Origin of the sequence: Mycobacterium sherrisii (assembly GCF_002102355.1) — a bacterium.
GTDB lineage: Bacteria > Actinomycetota > Actinomycetes > Mycobacteriales > Mycobacteriaceae > Mycobacterium > Mycobacterium sherrisii.
On the sequence record NZ_LQPT01000077.1, the window covers coordinates 41163 to 58623 of the forward strand.

Consider the following 17461-nt stretch of genomic DNA (forward strand, 5'->3'; position numbering starts at 1 on the left):
TTACTCAAATCACAGCGGAGTAGATATGACCATTTATTGCGCGAATTAAACCGAATACCAAGGCTTACTCAAGCGTCAATAAATGGCCATTGTTTTACCGATGCCTAATTACCGGCCGCGAATGGACGACGGGTGTTTTTCCGAGCGCTTTTATGGCTTGATCCGGATTTGGCCGGGCGACCACCACCCCGTCCGGGTCGCCTTACCGAGGTCGATCTGTGCGGGTTGGGCATCCGCGATCGTGTCGAACTTACGCAGCGATCCCCAGTCACGGCCCCAGTCTTCGGACAGATATGTCGACATCACGTGCGCTCGCAATAACAGGTCGGTGATTCCCAGCAAACCGCCGTTGACGCCGTCCTGCCAGGTATCGGTGTCTTGTTTCTTCGCGTTGTAGTCCGGGGTAATGCGGAACTTCGGGATTTCGGTGACACCGTTGGAATGCAGCATCGGCTGTTGGCACGGGAACGCCAATCCGACCGCCCAGTCCATCAACACGGGCTGCGACGAGCCCACATACTCCTGCAACGACCGCAGCTCTGGAACCCGCGGTGGCGTCACCGCGATCCAGTCGTCCGGAGTCAGGGACAGATCTTCGGCGACCACCCGGACCGCGACCGCGTCGGCGGGCAACTGGGAGCGGGCGAAGCGCAGGTTTCGCCACACCTTCGGCTGTTCGCCGTACAGGTCGTAGGGCACCAGCCGGCCGGCCGGCAGCACCGAGCCGTCCGGGCCGGGTCGACCGTATTCCAGTTCCACGGTCTGCCCGTTGGTGTGGTGGTGCAGGATGCTGTTGCCGGCGATCGTGCCCGCGGCGGTCACCACGACGAGCGGGTGTCCGTCGTCGGGCTTCGGCAGTTGATACCACGCCGAGGTAAGCCTGCTCTGCTGCTGGGCGCCGGTGGTGTAGCTGCCCGCGAGGGGCACCCGATCAGGGTCGAGCCCGTAGGGCAGCGGCACGGTCGAGCCGTTGATGCCCGGCTTCGTCAGCTTGAGCGGTGCATCCCAGTCGTAGTCGGTGCCGGGCTGCGGCACCGAGGTCTCCTTGACCGACTCGGCCAGAGTGCGATCCGGCACGCCGTTGGGGCTGAACCCGGTCGGGTTGACCCCACCCAACGGCCCCAGCGGACCATAATTCTCTGGCTCCCCAGTTTTCACCGGCGCCATGAACCCGGCGTTGCTGTCCGGTTCGACCAGGACGTCGTCGGCCAGACCGCAGCCGCCGCTGAACTCGCGCAGGTTGTCCCAGGCATTGGAATAGGTGGGGTACTGGCGCACGATGCCGGCCGCCATCGACCCGACGAACACCAGCGCCATGAACCCGGCGGCCAGCGGCACCGGCGCCGCCGTCAGCGCCCGCGCCAGTCGGCCTTCGCCGTGGCTGGGATCCGCGAAGTGCAGCCAGGCCGCATAGACCGCGGTGATCGCGAAGAGCGCGAAAAAGATTGTGCTGATCGATATTCCGCTGATTCTCGGCATGCTGTTGTTGAACGGAACGCCATAGCTGGAGACGTACCACCAGCCGTTGGTGGTGGCGAAGCACAGCGCCAACACGAACAGCACCGCGGACAGAAACGCCATCCGGTTGCGCGACCAGCGCAACACCTTGGGCGACACCAGCACCGTCGTCAGCGCCGCCATCGCGGCGCCGACGGCGGCGAACAGGCCGAAGTGGTGCACCCACTTGGTGGGGGTGAACATCAGGAAGAACATGGTGCCGAAGATGACGCCCATCAGCCGCCACGCCGGGCCGCGGGCCACGCCGGGAACCCGCTTGCGGCGCAACATGATGAACACCGCCGTGAACAAGCACAGCGCGGACAGCAGGAACCCGAATCGGCGGGACAGCGAGCCGTCGACGGTGGGCAGGATCAGGTAGTAGTAGCGCAGGTTTTCGGTGTACCAGGCCTGGCTGGGCCCGATCGCGGTGCGAATCCTGGTGGCTTCCAACACTGTTGACAGTGTCTGGTCGGCGAACACCACGGTGAGGATGACGAATCCGGCGGCCAGCATCGGTGCCACCAGCGGCCAGGTCCCCACCAGGCGATGCCGTTTGACCAGGATGCGCAGGATGGGACGGCCACCGGCAACCAGTGCGGCCACGGCGATCAGGCCGGTCGGCTGCACGCCCAGCGTGAACGCCGCGGTGATCACGGCCAGGGCCGCCGGTGTCAGCCGGGATGCGCACATCGAACGTTCGATCAGCACGTAGGTGATCAGCGACCCGAGCGCGATGATGGGCTCGGGACGCAGGCCGTTGTCGAACGGCATCCACGCGGTCAGCAGGACCATCGCCGCCGCCCAGTTCGCGGCCTTGGACGAGGTCACCGCGGGCCCCAGCCGGGGCAGCACCTCACGCGACAGCAGCAGCCAGCACACCAGGCCGGCGACCAGGTCGGGCAGCCGCATCCACAGGCTGTCGTCGCTGACGTGGGTCATCAGCGCTAGCAGGTTGTAGTACCACCCGAACGGGTCCTCCGGGCTGCCGAACCAGCGGAAGTAGTTGGACATGTAGCCCGCGCGGTCGGCGACCCGGGCCATGCCGAGGATGTAGCCGTCGTCGGAGGAGTTCGCCCCGATCACGTGCCACAGCACGAACCCGAAGATGACCGTGGCGTCGGTGAGGGTGAACTTTTTCCACCGGGTCGGAATCAGCCGATGCATGCGCCGGCCGTCCAGCTGGTCCAGCCGCCACAGCGCGATCAGTGACACGACGGTGGCCAGGATGGCGCCGATTATCGCCAGCAACTTCAAAGTCGTTGGCGTGGTGGAGAAGCGGGTGTCGATGGTCGCGGAGAAGTTCAGCCCCGGCGGGGCGGGACCGCGCAGGTCGGTGAACACCCCGACGATTTGGGGACGCAGGTTGGGGTCGGCGAAACCACCGGATAGTGGCTTGCCCGCCCGATCGGTGAGCCCGACGAAGGTGGCGAAAGTGCCGGCGTGGGTGGAGGTTATCTCGATGCGCTGACATTGCGGGGATTCGGCCTGCTCGCGGGCGGCGCTGGCGATCACCACGTTGCGGTCGGTGACGTCGACGCGTTTGCTGTTCACCACGACGAACAGCGCATTGAGCGCGGCGTCCTTACCTTTCTTGGGTGCGGTGCTCAGCACGACACCGCCGTCGGGTGGCAGGTCGCGCACCACGGCGCAGGGCACGGTGACCGTCGCGTCCACCGGGGACAGCGAAATGAGCGGTGCCGTCACGCTATTGAGCTGGCCGTTCTGCGGCCAGCTGAGCTTCGCCGTCGTCTGCACTACCGGCAACAGCGGCGTCGCGACGGACAGCAGGAACCCGATCAGCCCGGCGACCGTCGCGACCCAGCGCGTCATCCGCACGGTGTCGCGGGTGCCGGCGCGGGCGGTCGTCTGCTCGTCGTGCTGGACAACGCTCATGGCAGTGCTCGAATCGGTCCCTGCCGGCTCCAGCCGTTCACGGTCATCACACCCTGTTCAACGACGGCGTTCGGCGCCTGATCACTGGGCACCAACTGGTGATACTGCTCGACCGATCCCCAGTCGCGATACCAGTCGCCGCGCAGATAGGTCGAGATGGTGGAGGTGCGTAACAGCGTCTGGGTGAACAGGAACGGGCCGCCGGCCTCGCCGGCCTCCCATCCGTTCGAGGAGGACGCCGTCTGCTTGTGGTCCGGCAGGATCCGGTATGCCGGAAGTTCGGCAACGCCAAGGTGTTCGGAGAACGGCCGCTGGCACGGGAAGTTGGCGGCGGTCGCGATGTCCATCAGCACGGGCGTTTGCGATCCCATCAGCTGCTGCAGGGTCTGCAGCACCGGGACCCGCGGCGGGGTGAACGCGAACCACTGATCCGAACTGAGGTTCGGGTCGTAGGCGACGATGCGGGCCACGTTGGCCTCGGGCGGCGCCCAGGTCAGCGGGAAACGCAGATTGCGCCACGCCGGCTCCGGTCCGATGTCGATGGGCTGCACCTCGGTGAGGGGTTGGGTGCTGCCGTCGGGCCGGGTGACCCCCCACTGCAGTTTCAGGGACTGCCCGTAGGTGAAGGTGCCGTCCTCCTTGTACGACCAGATGGCACCGGATGCCGAGACCACCACCAGCGGGCGCTCGGCGGTCCGGGGTGGCAGTTGATACCACGCGGAGGTGGCGGTGGCCGCCAGCGAATTCTCGCCGTAGCTGCCCATCACCGGTGTGCGCGCCGGGTCGAGGCCGAACGGCAGCGCCACGTTCGAGTTGTTCACCCCGACCGGGCCCCGCCCGCCGGCCGTGCCCGCGGAGTCGGTCATGGTGGCGTTGGGCTTGTTCGGTGAGGCGTCCGAATTCACCACGCCCGGTTTGGTCACCACCGGGTAGGACCTCAGGTCGTCACCCACCCCGTCGGGTTTGAAGCCCACCGGGTTGACGCCGCCCAGCGGGCCGTCGGGGCCGAACGTCTGGCCCGGAACCGGTTGCAGCAAGCCAACATTGGGGTCAGGCTCGGTGAGCACATCATCGGCCATCGCGCAGCTCGCCGACGATAGGCCGGACGTCAGCGCCGCGAGGTTCGCCTTGCCGGTGGTGTAGAGCGGATAGCGGAACACCGCGCCCTTGGCCAGCGAACCGACCTCGCCGAGCACCATGATCGTCGCCACCACCAACAGCGGGGTGGACGCCAGGATGCGGTTGCGTCGGCTTTCCTTGATCTCCGTGTGCCCCGCGTAGTCCATCCGGAAGTGCAGCCAGGCGGCCAGCAGGCCGGTCGCGATCGACAACGCCAAGAACATCGACGTCACCGGGTGGCTGGCGATGACGGGCTGGATGTCGTACCACGGCACGCCGTAGTTGCCGACGTAGAACCAGCCGTTGACGCCGGAGGTGGCCACCGCAAGCACGAACAACAGCGCCGTCACATACAGCGTCAGGTTGCGGCGGCTGTGCAGACCGATGCGGGCGAACGCGAACGCGGTGACGGCGCCGAGGGCGCCGGCCAGGCCGGCGAACGCGCCGAATTGCACGGCCCATTTCGTGGGCGTGAACGTCAGCACGAGCAGACCGAGTGCCGTGGTGCCGATCAGCCGCCAGGCGGGTCCGCTAGCCATGCCCGGCACGCGGCCCCGCCGCAGCAACACCATCAGCATCCCGAACAGGCACAGGAACAGCACCAGCACGGCGAAGCGTCGCGCCATCGACCCGTCCGGGTTGGATTCCACGGTGAGGAAGTAGTAGCGCAGCCAGTCCTGGTACCAGGCGATCGTCGGGCCGACTTTGTATTTGATGCGGGCCGACTCGGCGACCGTGGCCAGGGTCTGACTGCGGAACACCACGACCAGAATCAGCGACAGCGCGGCCGCCAGCACCGCCAGCGGCGCTAACAGTCCGTCGCGGTCGCGGCGGCGCCGGATGACCGTCGCGATGGCGCGCGCGCCGGTCAGCAGCGCGGCGACGGCGATCAGACCCTGCGGGGCGAGGGTGACGGTCAGCACCGCGACCACGATGGCCGCGGCGGCCGGCGCCAGCCGCTGCAGGGCGATCGCCCGCTCCACCAGCATCCAGGTGACGATCGCCCCCAGGGCGATCAGCGGCTCGGGGCGCAGGCCGTTGTTGAACGGCAACCACGCGGCGACGAACACCATGCCGCCGGTCAACACCGCCACCGTGTTGGAGCCCAGGCCGCCCCGACCCGGCCCCAACCGACGCAACCCCCAGCGGCTGATGACCAGCCAGCAGGCGATCCCGGCGAGCGTGGCCGGTAGCCGCATCCACACCCCCGCGGTGCTCACCGACGCCAACTTCGACAGCACCGACAGATACCAGTCGAAGGGTGCCTCGGTGGTGCCGAAGTAGCGGTAGTAGTTGGCGACGTAACCGGCCTTCGGCGCCACCCGCGCAATGGTCAGGTTGTAGCCGTCGTCGGAGGAGGTGGCCCCGATGACGTGCCAGACCAGCAGCGTCGCGACCACACCCAAGTCGGCCAGCACGGTTGCCCAGCCGGTTCGCCATCGCCCGGCCCAGCCCGCGCCCGCGCGGTTGCGGGACAACCGGCCGAGCGGGGAGCGCCAGCCGGCCAGCGTGGCGCCGCGGCTGTGCCGGTCCAGCACGACCAGCGCGCAGATGGCGACCAGGACCGCCAGCACACCCCCGGCCATCGCCAGTTTCTTGAGGGCGGTCGGCGCGGTGATGAACCGGGTGTCGATGTCGACCCGGGCCGACAACCCCGGTTGGGCCGGCACTGTCAGATCGGTGAAGATGCCGCCGACCTGAGGCTTCTTCTCGGCGGACAGTGTTCCGGCGGCGCCCGGTATGCCGACGAACTCGGCGCCCGTCGCGCCGGTGTCCGCCCACACGTGCAGCACGCTGCAGGCGCCCGCGGCGACGGCCGCGCGCTTAGCCACCGCGGCCACGGTGTCCCGGAATGCGACGACGACAACGTCCTTGTCGGCGCGGACGAACAACCCGTTCTTGCCCGGGTCCACGCCGCCGGTCGGCAGCGTCGAGATCACCAGTCCGCCGCTGGCCGGCAGGGTGGCGATCGCCGCGCACGGGATGGAGATGTCGAGCGCGCGGGGCGCCCCGGACACCAGGGGGGCGGTGAGTTGGGTGACGTGCCCGTCCACGTCGCCCTGCGGCCAGGCGATGGTGGCGGTGGTCTGCTTGACCGGGAGCAGCGGCACGGTCAGGCACAGCAGCAGGCCCGCGAGCCCGGCGACGACGGCGATCAAGCGGACGATTCGCTGCGATCGCTCATTACCGTCGTGGGGCACGGGGTTCGATGGTAGGGGACGCCCCTTTGTCGGTTGAGGATGCGGGGCCGCGGGACGATGCTTTTGGCGAACGCTATTCGGGCAGCCGTGCGGCCAGCGTCGCGCGACCGGGGCCGGTGAGGTCGGCCAGGGCGGCGCGACGGCCGCTCATCGTCATCAGTAACGCTTCGCCCGGCCCGGTCACCTCGGGCCCGTCGCCGTGTACCCAGTCGACATCGGTGGCGCGCAGCCGAAGGCCCCTGATCCGGCGGCCGGCGCCGAGCCGTGGGTTGCCCGGCACCAGTTGCAGCACACGTTCGAGCCGGTCGCGCGGCACGCGGCGCGGGCGACCGAGCGCTCGGCGGATGTCCTGGTGATGGATCGTGCCGTCGACCAGCGCGATCATGCCGGCAAAACCTGCCGTCAATCCCCTCGGTTGGAAATGGTCACGCAGGAATGCCAGCAGTTCTGGCGCGCTCAGCACGCTGAACTCGTCGACACCCACCTGGTTCGCCCGGACGACCCAGCCCTTCGCGAAACGCTTCACCAGCCCGAGCGGACCGAGTTCCTCGTAGCTAACAACGTGTGCGACAACATCTTTGACCGTCCACTTGGAACAATGGCTGGGCGCCTGCCAATCCTGGGGTGCCAGCGTGGCCAGAAAATCCGCGAGGTCGGATCGTTCGGCGTGGGCCATGGTCATCAGGGAAGGGGCCGTCATTGCCGCGCTCCGAAGCGAAGCTCGGCGTAGCGGTGCAGGTACAGCGGCCATCCGGCCTCGCCGTCGACGCCGTCGGCAACCGAGCGCCAACCCGGGCCGTGCCGGTCCAGGTGACGGTGCTCCAGGTCGACGCGCGTGCGGGATTCCGACTCTGCGGTGAAGCGCACCTCGACCTCGCTGGTGCGCGACAGGTCGGGTTCCAGTTGCCACGACGGACTGATGTCCCAGGTGAAGACCAGCCGCCGCGGCGGCTCGTAGACCAGCACCCGGGCCCAGCGACACACACTGCCGTCCGCGCCGCGGTCGTAGATGTGGCCTCCGGCGTGGGGTTCGAACACCGTCTGGACGATCGGCACCGCCAGCAGGTTGTGTTCGCGAGGCTTGAAGTCGCCGAATTGTTCGGTGAAGACGGCGAACGCACGATCGATCGGGGCGTTGACGACCACGTGATGTCGAACGGTCGGAATGCGCGTCATGACGAGTGTCCTTCGGGCTCATTGAATTTGGCGGCGTAGTCGGTCAGGGCTTGCGTCCAGAACCGGTCCAGCTCGACGCGCAGCGCTTCCAAACCCACGGGGTCGAGCTGGTAGATGCGTCGGGTTCCCGCCGCGCGATCACGCACCAGCCCCGCGCATTTGAGCACCTTGAGGTGCTGCGACACGGCGGGCCTGCTGACGGGTAGCTCCCGAGCCAGCTCGCCGACGGCTGCCGGCCCGTGCGCGAGTCGATCCAGGATGGCCCGGCGGGTTCGGTCGGCCAGGGCGCCCCATGCGTCACCGTCGGCTTGGTAAGTGACCACGAACCGTAAGTCTATGCTTACCAATAAGGCCCGGCAAGGTCATCAATTTTGGGATTGGTAGTGCACCCACCGGTGTGCACTGTTGCCATGAACATTTCGCACCGCATGACGCGGCTCTTCACCGAAGCTCTGCTCTCGGGCGGCTTGGCCGCCGTCGGGTTGGGGTTGGCCGCGGGCACCGGGCACGCACAGCCCGCGCCGATGGTGTGCCAGGACGGCGGCACCGTCGCGACCCCGACCAACAGCTGCACCTATCAGTGGTGTCCGGGCTCGCCGGAGCTGAAGAACATGCCGAACTGGGACCGAAGCGTCTGCCACCCCTGGTACTTCGACCAGAACAGCCCGCCGACCAATTCGACCATCATCGAGGGGTTCCCGCCGCCACGGCCTCCGTCGCCGCCGTGCATACCGTTCATCAACTGCCTGCCGGGGCTATGAGGCCTAACCCCGGCGCAGCGGGGCCGGATCCCACAGGCCACTGCGCGTCGCCCTGCCCAGTTGCAGATCCGCCGGCGCGGCGTTGGGGTAATACGGCGTCAGCCGTTGCAGCGATCCCCAGTCGCGAGACCAGTCGTCCTTGAGATAGGTGGCCATCGTGGTCGCCTTCACCAGCAGGTCGGTGACCCCCAGCGGGCCGCCCCCGTTGTTGTCCATCACCGGCGAGTTGGCCTCGGCCCCGAACCGGTCGGGCAGGATCCGCCACTTGGGCGTCTCGTCGACGCCGTTCTGATGGCCGAACGGCCGCTGGCACGGGAAGGCCAGACCGACCAGCCAGTCCAGGAAGACCGGGTCGCGGGAGCCGACGACCTGCTGCAGCGTGCGCAGGTGCGGGATTCGCGGCGGGGTGACCGCGATCCAGTGCTGTGGCGCCAAGTCCTCGTCGTTGGCAACCAACCGAACCTGGGTCGCGGAGGCGGGAATCCAGTTCAACGGCATCCGCAGGTTGCGCCACGCCGGTGAGGCGCCCACGTCGAAGAACTGGAAGGACCCGCCCGGGTGTCCGGCCACCGCGTCGGCGTCGGTGGCCCACTGCACCTGCACCTCCCGTGGATCGAACCGGCCGGCCGCCGAGACCACCAGCAGCGGCCCCGCCTGGTCCCGCGGCGGCAGTCGGTACCAACCCGACCGCAACCGGGCGGGTACCTGGATGCCGGATCGCCAGCTGCCTAGCACGGGAGTGCGCGCCGGGTCGAGGTTGTAGGGCAGTTGAGCGCGCGAGCCGTTGATCCCCGGCGCGGCGCTGGTGCCGCCCTCGGTGCCGGCCTCGCTGGTGGTTGTCTTGCCGTCGTCGTTGACGAAGCTGCGGTCAGCCGGGCGTTCCATCACCGGATCGGCGGAGACGTCGGCCGGAATCCCGTTGGCGGTGAAGGCTTCCGACAAGCCCGCCCCCAACGCGTCGCCCACCGAACCGGCCACCGGCGTCAGCATGCCGGCGTTGGGTTCCTGCTCCACCATGACGTCCTCGGCCAGCCCGCACGATTTTCCCGCCAGAGCCTCCAGGTTGGACCGGCCGACCGACCACGCCGGGTATTGGCCCACCATCGCCAGCGTCAACGACGCCACTTCGAAGGTCACCAGCAGCCACGCCGCAACCGCCAGCGGAGACTGGATGATGCCGGCCGTCCGCGGCCCGATACGTTGTCGCGCACCAGAACGTCCGTTGGCTGCGGCGAAATGGAACCAGGCCGACACCAGCAGCACCACCACCGTCAGCCCCAGCAGCACGGTGGCAAACGCGTAGTGCCATGCCGGGAATGAATTCGACCATGGCACACCGAAATTGGAGACATACCACCAGCCGTTGACGCTGGCGAAGGACAACGCGGCCAGGAACAGCACGGCGGCGGCGAACACGGTACGGTTGCGACGCGAACGCATCGCCACACTGGTCACCGCCACCGCGGCCAACGCGCCCAACGAGCCGGCCAGCCCGGCGAACACCCCGAAATGGTGCGTCCATTTGGTCGGGGTGAACATCATCGCCAAAAACGAGATGATGGTGATCCCGACGATGCGCCGGCTCGGGCCGGCCGCGGTGCCCGGGATTCGGCCCTTGCGCAACGACATTGCCACCGTGATGCCGAGCGCGAGCAGCACCGCCAGCACCGCGAAGCGCCGGGCAATGGACCCGTCGGGGCTCGCCATGAACAGTCGCTCGTAGCGGATGTGCTCGTCGAACCAGCTCAGGCTGGGCCCGAGCGCACGCTTGAGCGCCGTCGCCTGCAGCTCGCCGGCCAACGTCTGGTCGCGGAAGATCAGGATCACGGTGACGGTGGCCGCGGCCAGGATCGGCGCCAGCAGCGGCAGCACGCCGAACTGCCGGGAGCGGCGGTGGATGATCGTGCGCAGCGGGCCGATCGCGACCAGCAGGGCGCCGATGGACGCGATGCCGGTCGGTCCGGAGAACAGGGTCAGCGCGCCGATGATGCACGCGATCGCGACCGGCAGCAGCCGGTTGGTGGCGACCGCTCGCTCCACCGAACACCAGGTCAGCAGGATGCCCAGGGCGATGATCGGTTCGGGGCGCAGCCCGTTGTCGAGCGGCAGCCAGGTCGCCAGGAACAGCCCGGCGGCCGTCCATGCCGCCGCGCGGCTGGTCTTCACGGCGTGGCCCAGGCGCGGCATTACCTCGCGGCTGATCGCCCACCAACAGGTCAGGGCCATGGCCAGGGTGGGCAGCCGCATCCACACGCTGCTGGTGCTGACGTGTGCCCACACCGCGAGCAGGTCGTAGTACCAGCCGAACGGCGCCTCGGGAGTGCCCAACCAGCGGTAGTAGTTCGCCATGTAGCCGGCATGCTCGGACACCCGCGCCATCGTCAGGATGTAGCCGTCGTCCGAGGTGTTCGCCCCGACGAAATGCCACCACACCAGCACGCCGATGACGAGGGCGTCGAGGCCGCCGATCGACCACCACCGCGCGGGCAGGAAGCGGCGGTGCCTGGTGCCCGGGAAGTCGCCGCCGGAGTCGAGGATGTGCAGGGCGATCAGGGCGACGGCCGTCAGCAACACGCCGAGGATCATCGCCGCCATCTTCAGCGGGGTGGGGCTGCTGCTGTACCGAGTGTCGACGGTCGCCGAGAAACTCAGGCCCGCCGGTGCCGGCCCGGACAGATCGGTGAACACGCCGACGATCTGCGGCCGGAAGTCGTACCCGCTCTTCTCGCCGCGCAGCGGGGCGCCGGGATGTTCGGCGTTGGGTCCTTGGGTTAGCCCGACGAATTCGGCGGTGACCTTGTCGGCGTGGGCGGTGAACGTCAACCGCTGGCAGGCCGGGCTGAGCACCTCGGTCAGCGGCGCGGTCACCACCGGGACGTTGCGCACCACCAGCACCAGTTCGTCGTTGGCGCGCAGGATCAGCAGCCCGCGGTCGACGGCCTTCGGCGCTTGTTTGGGCACCGTCGACAGCAGCACCGTCTTGCCGCCGTTTTGCCGCCCGGTCAAACCGGCGGCGGCTTGACAGGGCACGGAGATGTTCAGCTCGGGGGCCACATAGCCGATCAGCGGCGCTTCGACGCTCGCGAAGGTGCCGTGCTGCGGCCAGTTGAGCTGGGCGGTGGTCTGGCTGACCGGCAGCACCGGCGTCAGAATCGCCAGCAGCGTTCCGAGCAGACCGGCCACGACGGCCACCACACGAGCAACCCGATAGCGTGCGCCCGCGCTCTTCACGGACCTAGATGGTAGTTCTTCGACCAAGTCGCGCGAGGTGTCGGTCGCCATCAGCGGGTTACCGCCGGTGGGGCCGTGGGCGTGCGGATTGCCAGCACAAAGGGGCCGATTGTTTGCACGGCAAAGCGCGGGTCGTCGAACAGCGCGGCGCGCAGCTCGACGGTGTAGCGGCGAACGTTGGGCTGATTGGGGTAGACGTCCTCGGCCAGCCGCAGCGTGTAGTTGTTGTTTCCGCCGCGGCGCATCAGGAACACCGTGGGCGGCTGCCACGGCGAGGTGTCCAGCGCGTGGATGAACTCGTCGGGGCTCTTGAGGGCGGACCACTTTTTGATCTGCTTGGCGCGCAGGTCGAACTGCGCAAGCGGGTTGGCGTAGTGCGACGTCAACCCCTGGAAGCCCCAGTACGGGTAGTAGGACAGGAAGCTGTAGTCGGCGGTCAGCACCACCGTCTGGTCCCGGGGTTTGCCGGTGACCCGCCGGATCGCGGAGTCGACGGCGGGGTAGAACTTCTCCGAGCTCGGCGGCCGGCGATCACCGCGCTGGCCCAGGCCGTCGGTATCGGTATAGGCGATGGTCAGATCCGGCCGCAGCACGTCGGGGATGTCCTGGCTGAAGGCGATCGCGGCGGTCAGCCCGATGACGCCGGCCACCGGGAGCGCGGCTCGACTTCGGTGTCGCAGGGCGAGCGTGGCCTCGATGAAGCCGAACACTCCGGCCGCCACCAGCAGCACGCTCAACGTCGGCTGCAGCCGGAACGACAGCAGCGTCGTGCGCGCCAGCGTGGTCAGCATCGACAGCAGCGACCACAGGTAGATGGCCAGCACAGCGATCGTCAGCGCGCCGGCCCGCACCGACGAACGCGTGCGCACCACCAGCCACAGGGTGCCCAGCATGCAGATCGCGCCCAGCAGCGAGAACTGCAGCATCGGGAAGGTCAGCTCGGCGCCGTCGGCCGGCAGGTAGTGGAATGCGCTGCCGGAGTTGCTGACCGGATTGCTCGCCGCGCGCAGCAGAAACGGCAGCCAGGTCGTGGCCGCGATGGCCGCGGCGATCACGGCGATGACGGCCACCCGGCGCAACGGGTCGAGCGCGGCTTTGCGGCCGGATCGTCGCCAGCGGGATACCGCCAATACCAGCGCCATCAGCGCGATCGTGAAGGCGGTGTAGCCGAACAGCAGCGAGTACCAGGTGGCGGTGAATCCGAGGAACAGCCCGGACCCGACGATGGCGGCCCAACCGCGGGAACCCGCCCCGAGAGTGAAGTTAGTTTCACGCTCGGCCTCGAGTGTGAAGTTAGTTTCACGCTCGGCACCGAGCACCGGGCGTTCGCCCGCACGCAGACCCGACCAGGTCAACACCAACACCGGCGGCAGCAGGACCGTGATCATCGCGGAGTAGGGCTCCGGTGAGCTGTAGGCCAGTGTGACCGCCGCCGTTGCCGTCGTGACGATCAGGGCGTACTCGAAGCGGATCAGCCGCCACCACAGCACCAGCGCGACGGCCACCGCGATGGTGATCGAGGTGATCGCCCACGGCTTGAACATCTCCCAGGCCGGTATCCCGGTCAGCGCGGCGGCGCGCCCGCCGATCCAGAACCAGCCCGGCGGATAGAACGACGGCAGCCCGAGATAGGTCATGTCGTGCAGGGCGGGGCTGTCGGCAAGCCGGGTCAGGTACTCGGTGCGGAACTGTTGATCGACCGAGATGCCGAACAGATACAGCTTCGTTGCCCCCAGCGGCATGCCCAGTGTCACCACGCTGAACGCCGAGACGAACACCAGGGCACCGACCTGGGCGGCGAGCCGCCAGCGGCCGGAGCGCCGCCATAGCCAGCCGACGGCCACCAACCCGATCAGGCAGCCGACCTGGCCGACGGTGGTGAGGGCGTGCAGTTGATTCGACGACGGAAAGGCCGGCCATTGGACCCGCGCGATGGCGATCAGCGATACCACCGACACGACCGCGGCCACCGCGACCGCCACCACCATCTGGCCTGAGGTGGCCAGCGCGTTACGCATGATCAGATGGGCAGCTTGCGGAAGATGGGCCGCGGGACGTGTCGCAACACCATCATCACGTACCTGAATGCTGCTGGCGCCCAAACCAATTCCTTACCTTTTGCGGCTGCGGTCACCGCGAGGTTGGCGACGTATTCCTTGTCGACGGTCAGCGGCGCTTCCTTGACGTGCGCGCTCATCCGGGTCCGGACTTGGCCCGGGCGGATCACCAGGACCCGCACGCCGTATTCGCGCAGCGCTTCGCCGAGCCCCAGGTAGAAGCCGTCCAGCCCGGCCTTGGTGGAGCCGTAGACAAAGTTGGAGCGCCGCACCCGTTCGCCGGCCGCCGAACTCATCGCGATGATCTGACCGAAACCTTGGGCGCGCATCTTCTCACCGAGCAGGACACCCACCGAAACGGCTGCGGTGTAGTTGATCTCGGCGGCTAGGACGGCCTTGTGCTGGTTTTGCCATAGCTCCTCGGCGTCCCCGAGGATGCCAAACGCCACGATGGCCACGTCGACGTCACCGTCGGCAAAGGCCGCCTCGATCATCTTGGGGTGACTGTCCGGGGCGGTGGCCTCGAAGTCGATCACCTCGACCGAGCGCGCGCCGGCGGCTTGCATCTGCGCGACGGCGGCCGCACGCCCGGGGTCGTCGGGCATGGCGGCCAACACGATTCGGGCGCGGGCGTTACGCAGATAACGCTCGCAGATCGCCAGGCCGATCTCCGAGGTGCCACCCAGCAACAGGATGGTCTGGGGGTTCCCCACGGCGTCTAGCACCATTTACAGCAGCTCCAAACGTCGGGCCATGTCGGAGGCGAAGACCCGCATCGGGTCGACCTTGCGGCGCACCGCGATCCATTCGTCAATGCGTGGATACATGGCGTGGAAAGTTTCGGCGCTTACTCGAGAGTCCTTGGCGGTGTACACCCTGCCCCCGAATTCCAGTGCGCGCCGGTCGAGTTCGTTGAGGAATTCGTTGATGCCAGGCTTGTTGGGAAAGTCCATCGCGACGTTCCAACCGGCCATCGGAAAACTCAGCGGCGCGCGGTTACCCGGGCCGAACAGCTTGAACACATTAAGTGCCGAATAGTGGCCACTGGTTTGGATCCAGCGAATGATGGCCTTGAATTCGTCCATCGCATCCGGTGGGACCAAGAATTGGTGTTGAGCGAAACCCCTTGGGCCGTAAGCGTTATTCCAACCGCTGACCAGGTCGAGCATGTGGTAGAACTGCGACAAATTCATGATCTTGCCGGTATAGGTACCACCCAGCCGGTAATACACTTCGCCGATCGCCATAAACGACAGCTTGTTCATCGCGCTCACCGGGAAGACGTCCGGCACCGTCAACAACTGCGGCGCATCGAATTTCAGCGGATTCTTCGCCAGCTTCTTCGGCAGCTGCTCCAGGGTGGCCAGGCTGCCCCGGCTAACCGCGGCCCGACCGAGTTTCGGCGGCGGACTGATCAGGTCGAACCACGCGCTGGAATAGGTGTAGTCGGCTTCACTGCCGTCCAGGTGCACGGCGACGGTTTCGTCGAGGTCTTTCGTGGCGACCCCGTCGGCGATGAAGTACGCGGTCTCAGTCGGCGTCATGGCGACGGTGGCGCGCAGCACGATCCCGGTCAGCCCGTTGCCCCCGACGGTCGCCCAGAACAATTCGGCGTCTGCCGCGTTCGGGCCGTCGGGCGTGATGGTGCGGACGGTGCCATCGGCCAGCAGCAGATCCATCGACCGCACGTGGTTGCCGAAGCTGCCCGCACTGTGATGGTTCTTGCCGTGGATGTCGCAGGCGATGGCCCCACCGACGGTGACCTGGCGGGTGCCCGGCAGCACCGGAACCCACAGTCCGAACGGGAGCGCGGCCTTCATCAACTGGTCCAGGCTGACGCCGGCGTCGACGTCGACCAGTCGGGTGTCGGCGCTGATCGAGTGGATGCGGTTCAGCACCGTCATGTCGATCACCAGACCGCCGCCGTTTTGCGCGTTGTCCCCGTAAGAGCGGCCCAGCCCGCGCGCGATCACGCCCCTACCGCCGGCGTCGGCGGCCCGGGCGACGGCCTTGGCGATCACCTCGGGATCGCGGGTTGACAGCACCTGGGCCACCGACGGTGCGGTGCGGCCAAAGCCCGTCAGCCGGGTGGGCCTGGTCGGAAAGTCGGCGCTCAACATCGTCAAAGAGGCTACCGCCTGCCGAGGCGACGATGCGGGACGCTTGCGTCCCGTTGAGGAGGGAGGCGTTTGGACCCTGCCGAGGCGACGATGCGGGACGCTTGCGTCCCTCAGCGGATTCGGAAGATGACGAGCCGCTGCACGACGAAGTTGATCACCGTCGCGGTGCCCTGGGCGATCACGAACGCGACGACGGGAGCCCAACCGCGATAGTGCAACAGCACCAAACACAGATGGTTGAGGCCGACCTGGACGGCGAAGGTGATGCCGTAGAGCACCATGACCGCGACGAACCGGGCCGTGCTGGGCCCGGCTTGGAAGGTCCACCGGCGATTGATCAGGTAGGCGGTGACGGTGCCCACGACGAAACTGGCGGCCTTGGACACGTCGACCTGGAGCCCTAGTACCTGCCAAAGCACCATGTAGAGGCCGAAATCGACGATGCCCGCGAGTCCCCCGGTCACCACGAAGCGGGTGATCTGCGCGGTCAAGCTCAGGCGCACCGGCGCGGTTGCGGACTCGGGGGGAAGCATTGGGGGAGTTTATCGGGGGCGCGCCCGTCCCCGGGTCGGCTAACGGGGCAGCTTCACCGAGATCAGCTCGACCTGGCTTTCGCCCTGTGGCGTCGAGTAGGTGATGGTGTCGCCGGCCTTGTGACCGGCCAGCGCCTGCCCGAGCGGGCTGTGCGCGGTCAGCGTCTCGGCCTCGCGCCCGGCCGGCGTCTCCTCGACGATGGAGATGACGTGCATGGTGACGACTTCCCCGTCGGCGAACCGCAAGGTCACCTCGGTGCCGCCGGGCAGCGTCTCGTCCTCGTCGGAGTGCGACGGCCCGGCCCGCAGCCTGCGGTCCAGTTCGTTGATGCGATCGCCGAGCACTACTAGCTCCTCGGCCCGCTGAATTGCCTCGGCCGCGTCGCCGTGGTCGCCGATCATGCCGCGATCGTTTTTGACCTCGGCCTCGAGAAGATCGCGCCGCTGTCGCAGCCGGTCCACCTCCGCGGCGAGGTTCTCCCGCGCCGCGTCGGCCGCTGATTGGACCTTCTTGCCCACGTCGGTGAACCTTTCGCCCAGTTTGCTTGGGGTGGCGTATCAGTCTCGCACCACGACGGAGTAGCCGCCACCATTATTCGGCAAGCGCTTACACCCGTTTCCGAACCCCTATCCAGGCGGCCCCGCGACGAGGACGAATTGGGCGAGGTCGACGGCGCGCTGCTCCCATCGGGACGTGACGCCGAGCTTGGCGAGGATGCGCCCCGAATGCCACTGCACGGTGCGTGGGCTGATGAGAAGCCGCGCGCCGATCTGCGAGTTGGGGTAGCCGTCGCGGGCCAGCCGCTCCGTCAGGGGGCTTTCGCCGTCTGCCGGTTGCATTCCAAATGCTCTATCGCACAATGGTATTCA

General features: G+C 67.6%; 13 protein-coding genes. 1 reads left to right on the forward strand and 12 read right to left on the reverse strand.

All coding sequences use genetic code 11. The annotated features are described in order from the left end of the window. Nucleotides 1-150: 150 nt before the first annotated feature. The 5 genes from AWC25_RS14025 to AWC25_RS14045 all read right to left on the reverse strand — a co-directional run bounded on the left by AWC25_RS14025 (nt 151) and on the right by AWC25_RS14045 (nt 8212). Nucleotides 151-3393 (reverse strand): arabinosyltransferase domain-containing protein, encoded by a 3243-nt coding sequence (locus AWC25_RS14025; protein WP_069402445.1) that lies wholly within the window; start codon nt 3391-3393, stop codon nt 151-153. After that, nucleotides 3390-6713 (reverse strand): arabinosyltransferase domain-containing protein, encoded by a 3324-nt coding sequence (locus AWC25_RS14030; protein WP_085166960.1) that lies wholly within the window; start codon nt 6711-6713, stop codon nt 3390-3392. Before AWC25_RS14030 ends, AWC25_RS14025 begins: the two co-directional genes overlap by 4 nt. A 73-nt stretch (nt 6714-6786) precedes the next feature. Next, a complete protein-coding gene (locus tag AWC25_RS14035) occupies nt 6787-7413 on the reverse strand; it encodes a maleylpyruvate isomerase family mycothiol-dependent enzyme (protein WP_069402443.1) in 627 nt (208 codons plus the stop codon). Then, the gene (locus tag AWC25_RS14040; protein WP_069402442.1) at nt 7410-7889 is read right to left on the reverse strand and encodes an SRPBCC family protein; all 480 of its coding nucleotides are present in this window, start codon (nt 7887-7889) and stop codon (nt 7410-7412) included. Before AWC25_RS14040 ends, AWC25_RS14035 begins: the two co-directional genes overlap by 4 nt. Then, nucleotides 7886-8212, reverse strand: coding sequence for an ArsR/SmtB family transcription factor (locus AWC25_RS14045; protein ID WP_069402441.1), 327 nt, complete (start codon nt 8210-8212; stop codon nt 7886-7888). Before AWC25_RS14045 ends, AWC25_RS14040 begins: the two co-directional genes overlap by 4 nt. An 87-nt stretch (nt 8213-8299) precedes the next feature. Between AWC25_RS14045 and AWC25_RS14050 the strand changes: the two genes are divergently transcribed. Beyond that, the gene (locus tag AWC25_RS14050; protein ID WP_085166961.1) at nt 8300-8650 is read left to right on the forward strand and encodes a hypothetical protein; all 351 of its coding nucleotides are present in this window, start codon (nt 8300-8302) and stop codon (nt 8648-8650) included. Nucleotides 8651-8653: 3 nt separating this feature from the next. Here the strand turns inward: AWC25_RS14050 and AWC25_RS14055 are convergent, their stop codons facing one another. From AWC25_RS14055 to AWC25_RS14085, 7 genes are all read right to left on the reverse strand, one after another. Then, nucleotides 8654-11932, reverse strand: a complete 3279-nt coding sequence (locus tag AWC25_RS14055; RefSeq protein WP_084229557.1) for an arabinosyltransferase domain-containing protein — start codon at nt 11930-11932, stop codon at nt 8654-8656. Beyond that, the gene (locus AWC25_RS14060; protein ID WP_069402647.1) at nt 11932-13899 is read right to left on the reverse strand and encodes a galactan 5-O-arabinofuranosyltransferase; all 1968 of its coding nucleotides are present in this window, start codon (nt 13897-13899) and stop codon (nt 11932-11934) included. Before AWC25_RS14060 ends, AWC25_RS14055 begins: the two co-directional genes overlap by 1 nt. 2 nt (nt 13900-13901) lie before the next feature. Continuing rightward, entirely contained in the window at nt 13902-14666 is a 765-nt protein-coding gene (gene dprE2 / locus AWC25_RS14065; RefSeq protein WP_069402648.1) for a decaprenylphospho-beta-D-erythro-pentofuranosid-2-ulose 2-reductase, read from the reverse strand. After that, nucleotides 14667-16058: a decaprenylphosphoryl-beta-D-ribose oxidase gene (gene dprE1, locus AWC25_RS14070; protein WP_069402649.1), complete on the reverse strand. Its 1392-nt coding sequence runs from the start codon at nt 16056-16058 to the stop codon at nt 14667-14669. A 110-nt stretch (nt 16059-16168) separates the two neighbouring features. Then, nucleotides 16169-16591 (reverse strand): GtrA family protein, encoded by a 423-nt coding sequence (locus AWC25_RS14075; protein ID WP_069402650.1) that lies wholly within the window; start codon nt 16589-16591, stop codon nt 16169-16171. 39 nt (nt 16592-16630) lie between these two features. Then, nucleotides 16631-17110 carry a GreA/GreB family elongation factor gene (locus AWC25_RS14080; protein ID WP_061557591.1) on the reverse strand — a complete coding sequence of 160 codons (480 nt, stop codon included), beginning with the start codon at nt 17108-17110 and terminating at the stop codon, nt 16631-16633. Nucleotides 17111-17218: 108 nt separating this feature from the next. Continuing rightward, nucleotides 17219-17431 (reverse strand): helix-turn-helix domain-containing protein, encoded by a 213-nt coding sequence (locus tag AWC25_RS14085; protein WP_069402651.1) that lies wholly within the window; start codon nt 17429-17431, stop codon nt 17219-17221. Nucleotides 17432-17461 lie beyond the last annotated feature (30 nt).

Bases quoted from the DNA above. Each gene is read 5' to 3' on its own strand.
- AWC25_RS14040 (WP_069402442.1), bottom strand. From the start codon at position 7,889: ATGACGCGCATTCCGACCGTTCGACATCACGTGGTCGTCAACGCCCCG.
- AWC25_RS14060 (WP_069402647.1), bottom strand. From the start codon at position 13,899: ATGCGTAACGCGCTGGCCACCTCAGGCCAGATGGTGGTGGCGGTCGCG.
- AWC25_RS14050 (WP_085166961.1), top strand. From the start codon at position 8,300: ATGAACATTTCGCACCGCATGACGCGGCTCTTCACCGAAGCTCTGCTC.
- AWC25_RS14035 (WP_069402443.1), bottom strand. From the start codon at position 7,413: ATGACGGCCCCTTCCCTGATGACCATGGCCCACGCCGAACGATCCGAC.
- AWC25_RS14025 (WP_069402445.1), bottom strand. From the start codon at position 3,393: ATGAGCGTTGTCCAGCACGACGAGCAGACGACCGCCCGCGCCGGCACC.
- AWC25_RS14055 (WP_084229557.1), bottom strand. From the start codon at position 11,932: ATGGCGACCGACACCTCGCGCGACTTGGTCGAAGAACTACCATCTAGG.
- dprE2 (WP_069402648.1), bottom strand. From the start codon at position 14,666: ATGGTGCTAGACGCCGTGGGGAACCCCCAGACCATCCTGTTGCTGGGT.
- dprE1 (WP_069402649.1), bottom strand. From the start codon at position 16,058: ATGTTGAGCGCCGACTTTCCGACCAGGCCCACCCGGCTGACGGGCTTT.
- AWC25_RS14075 (WP_069402650.1), bottom strand. From the start codon at position 16,591: ATGCTTCCCCCCGAGTCCGCAACCGCGCCGGTGCGCCTGAGCTTGACC.
- AWC25_RS14085 (WP_069402651.1), bottom strand. From the start codon at position 17,431: ATGCAACCGGCAGACGGCGAAAGCCCCCTGACGGAGCGGCTGGCCCGC.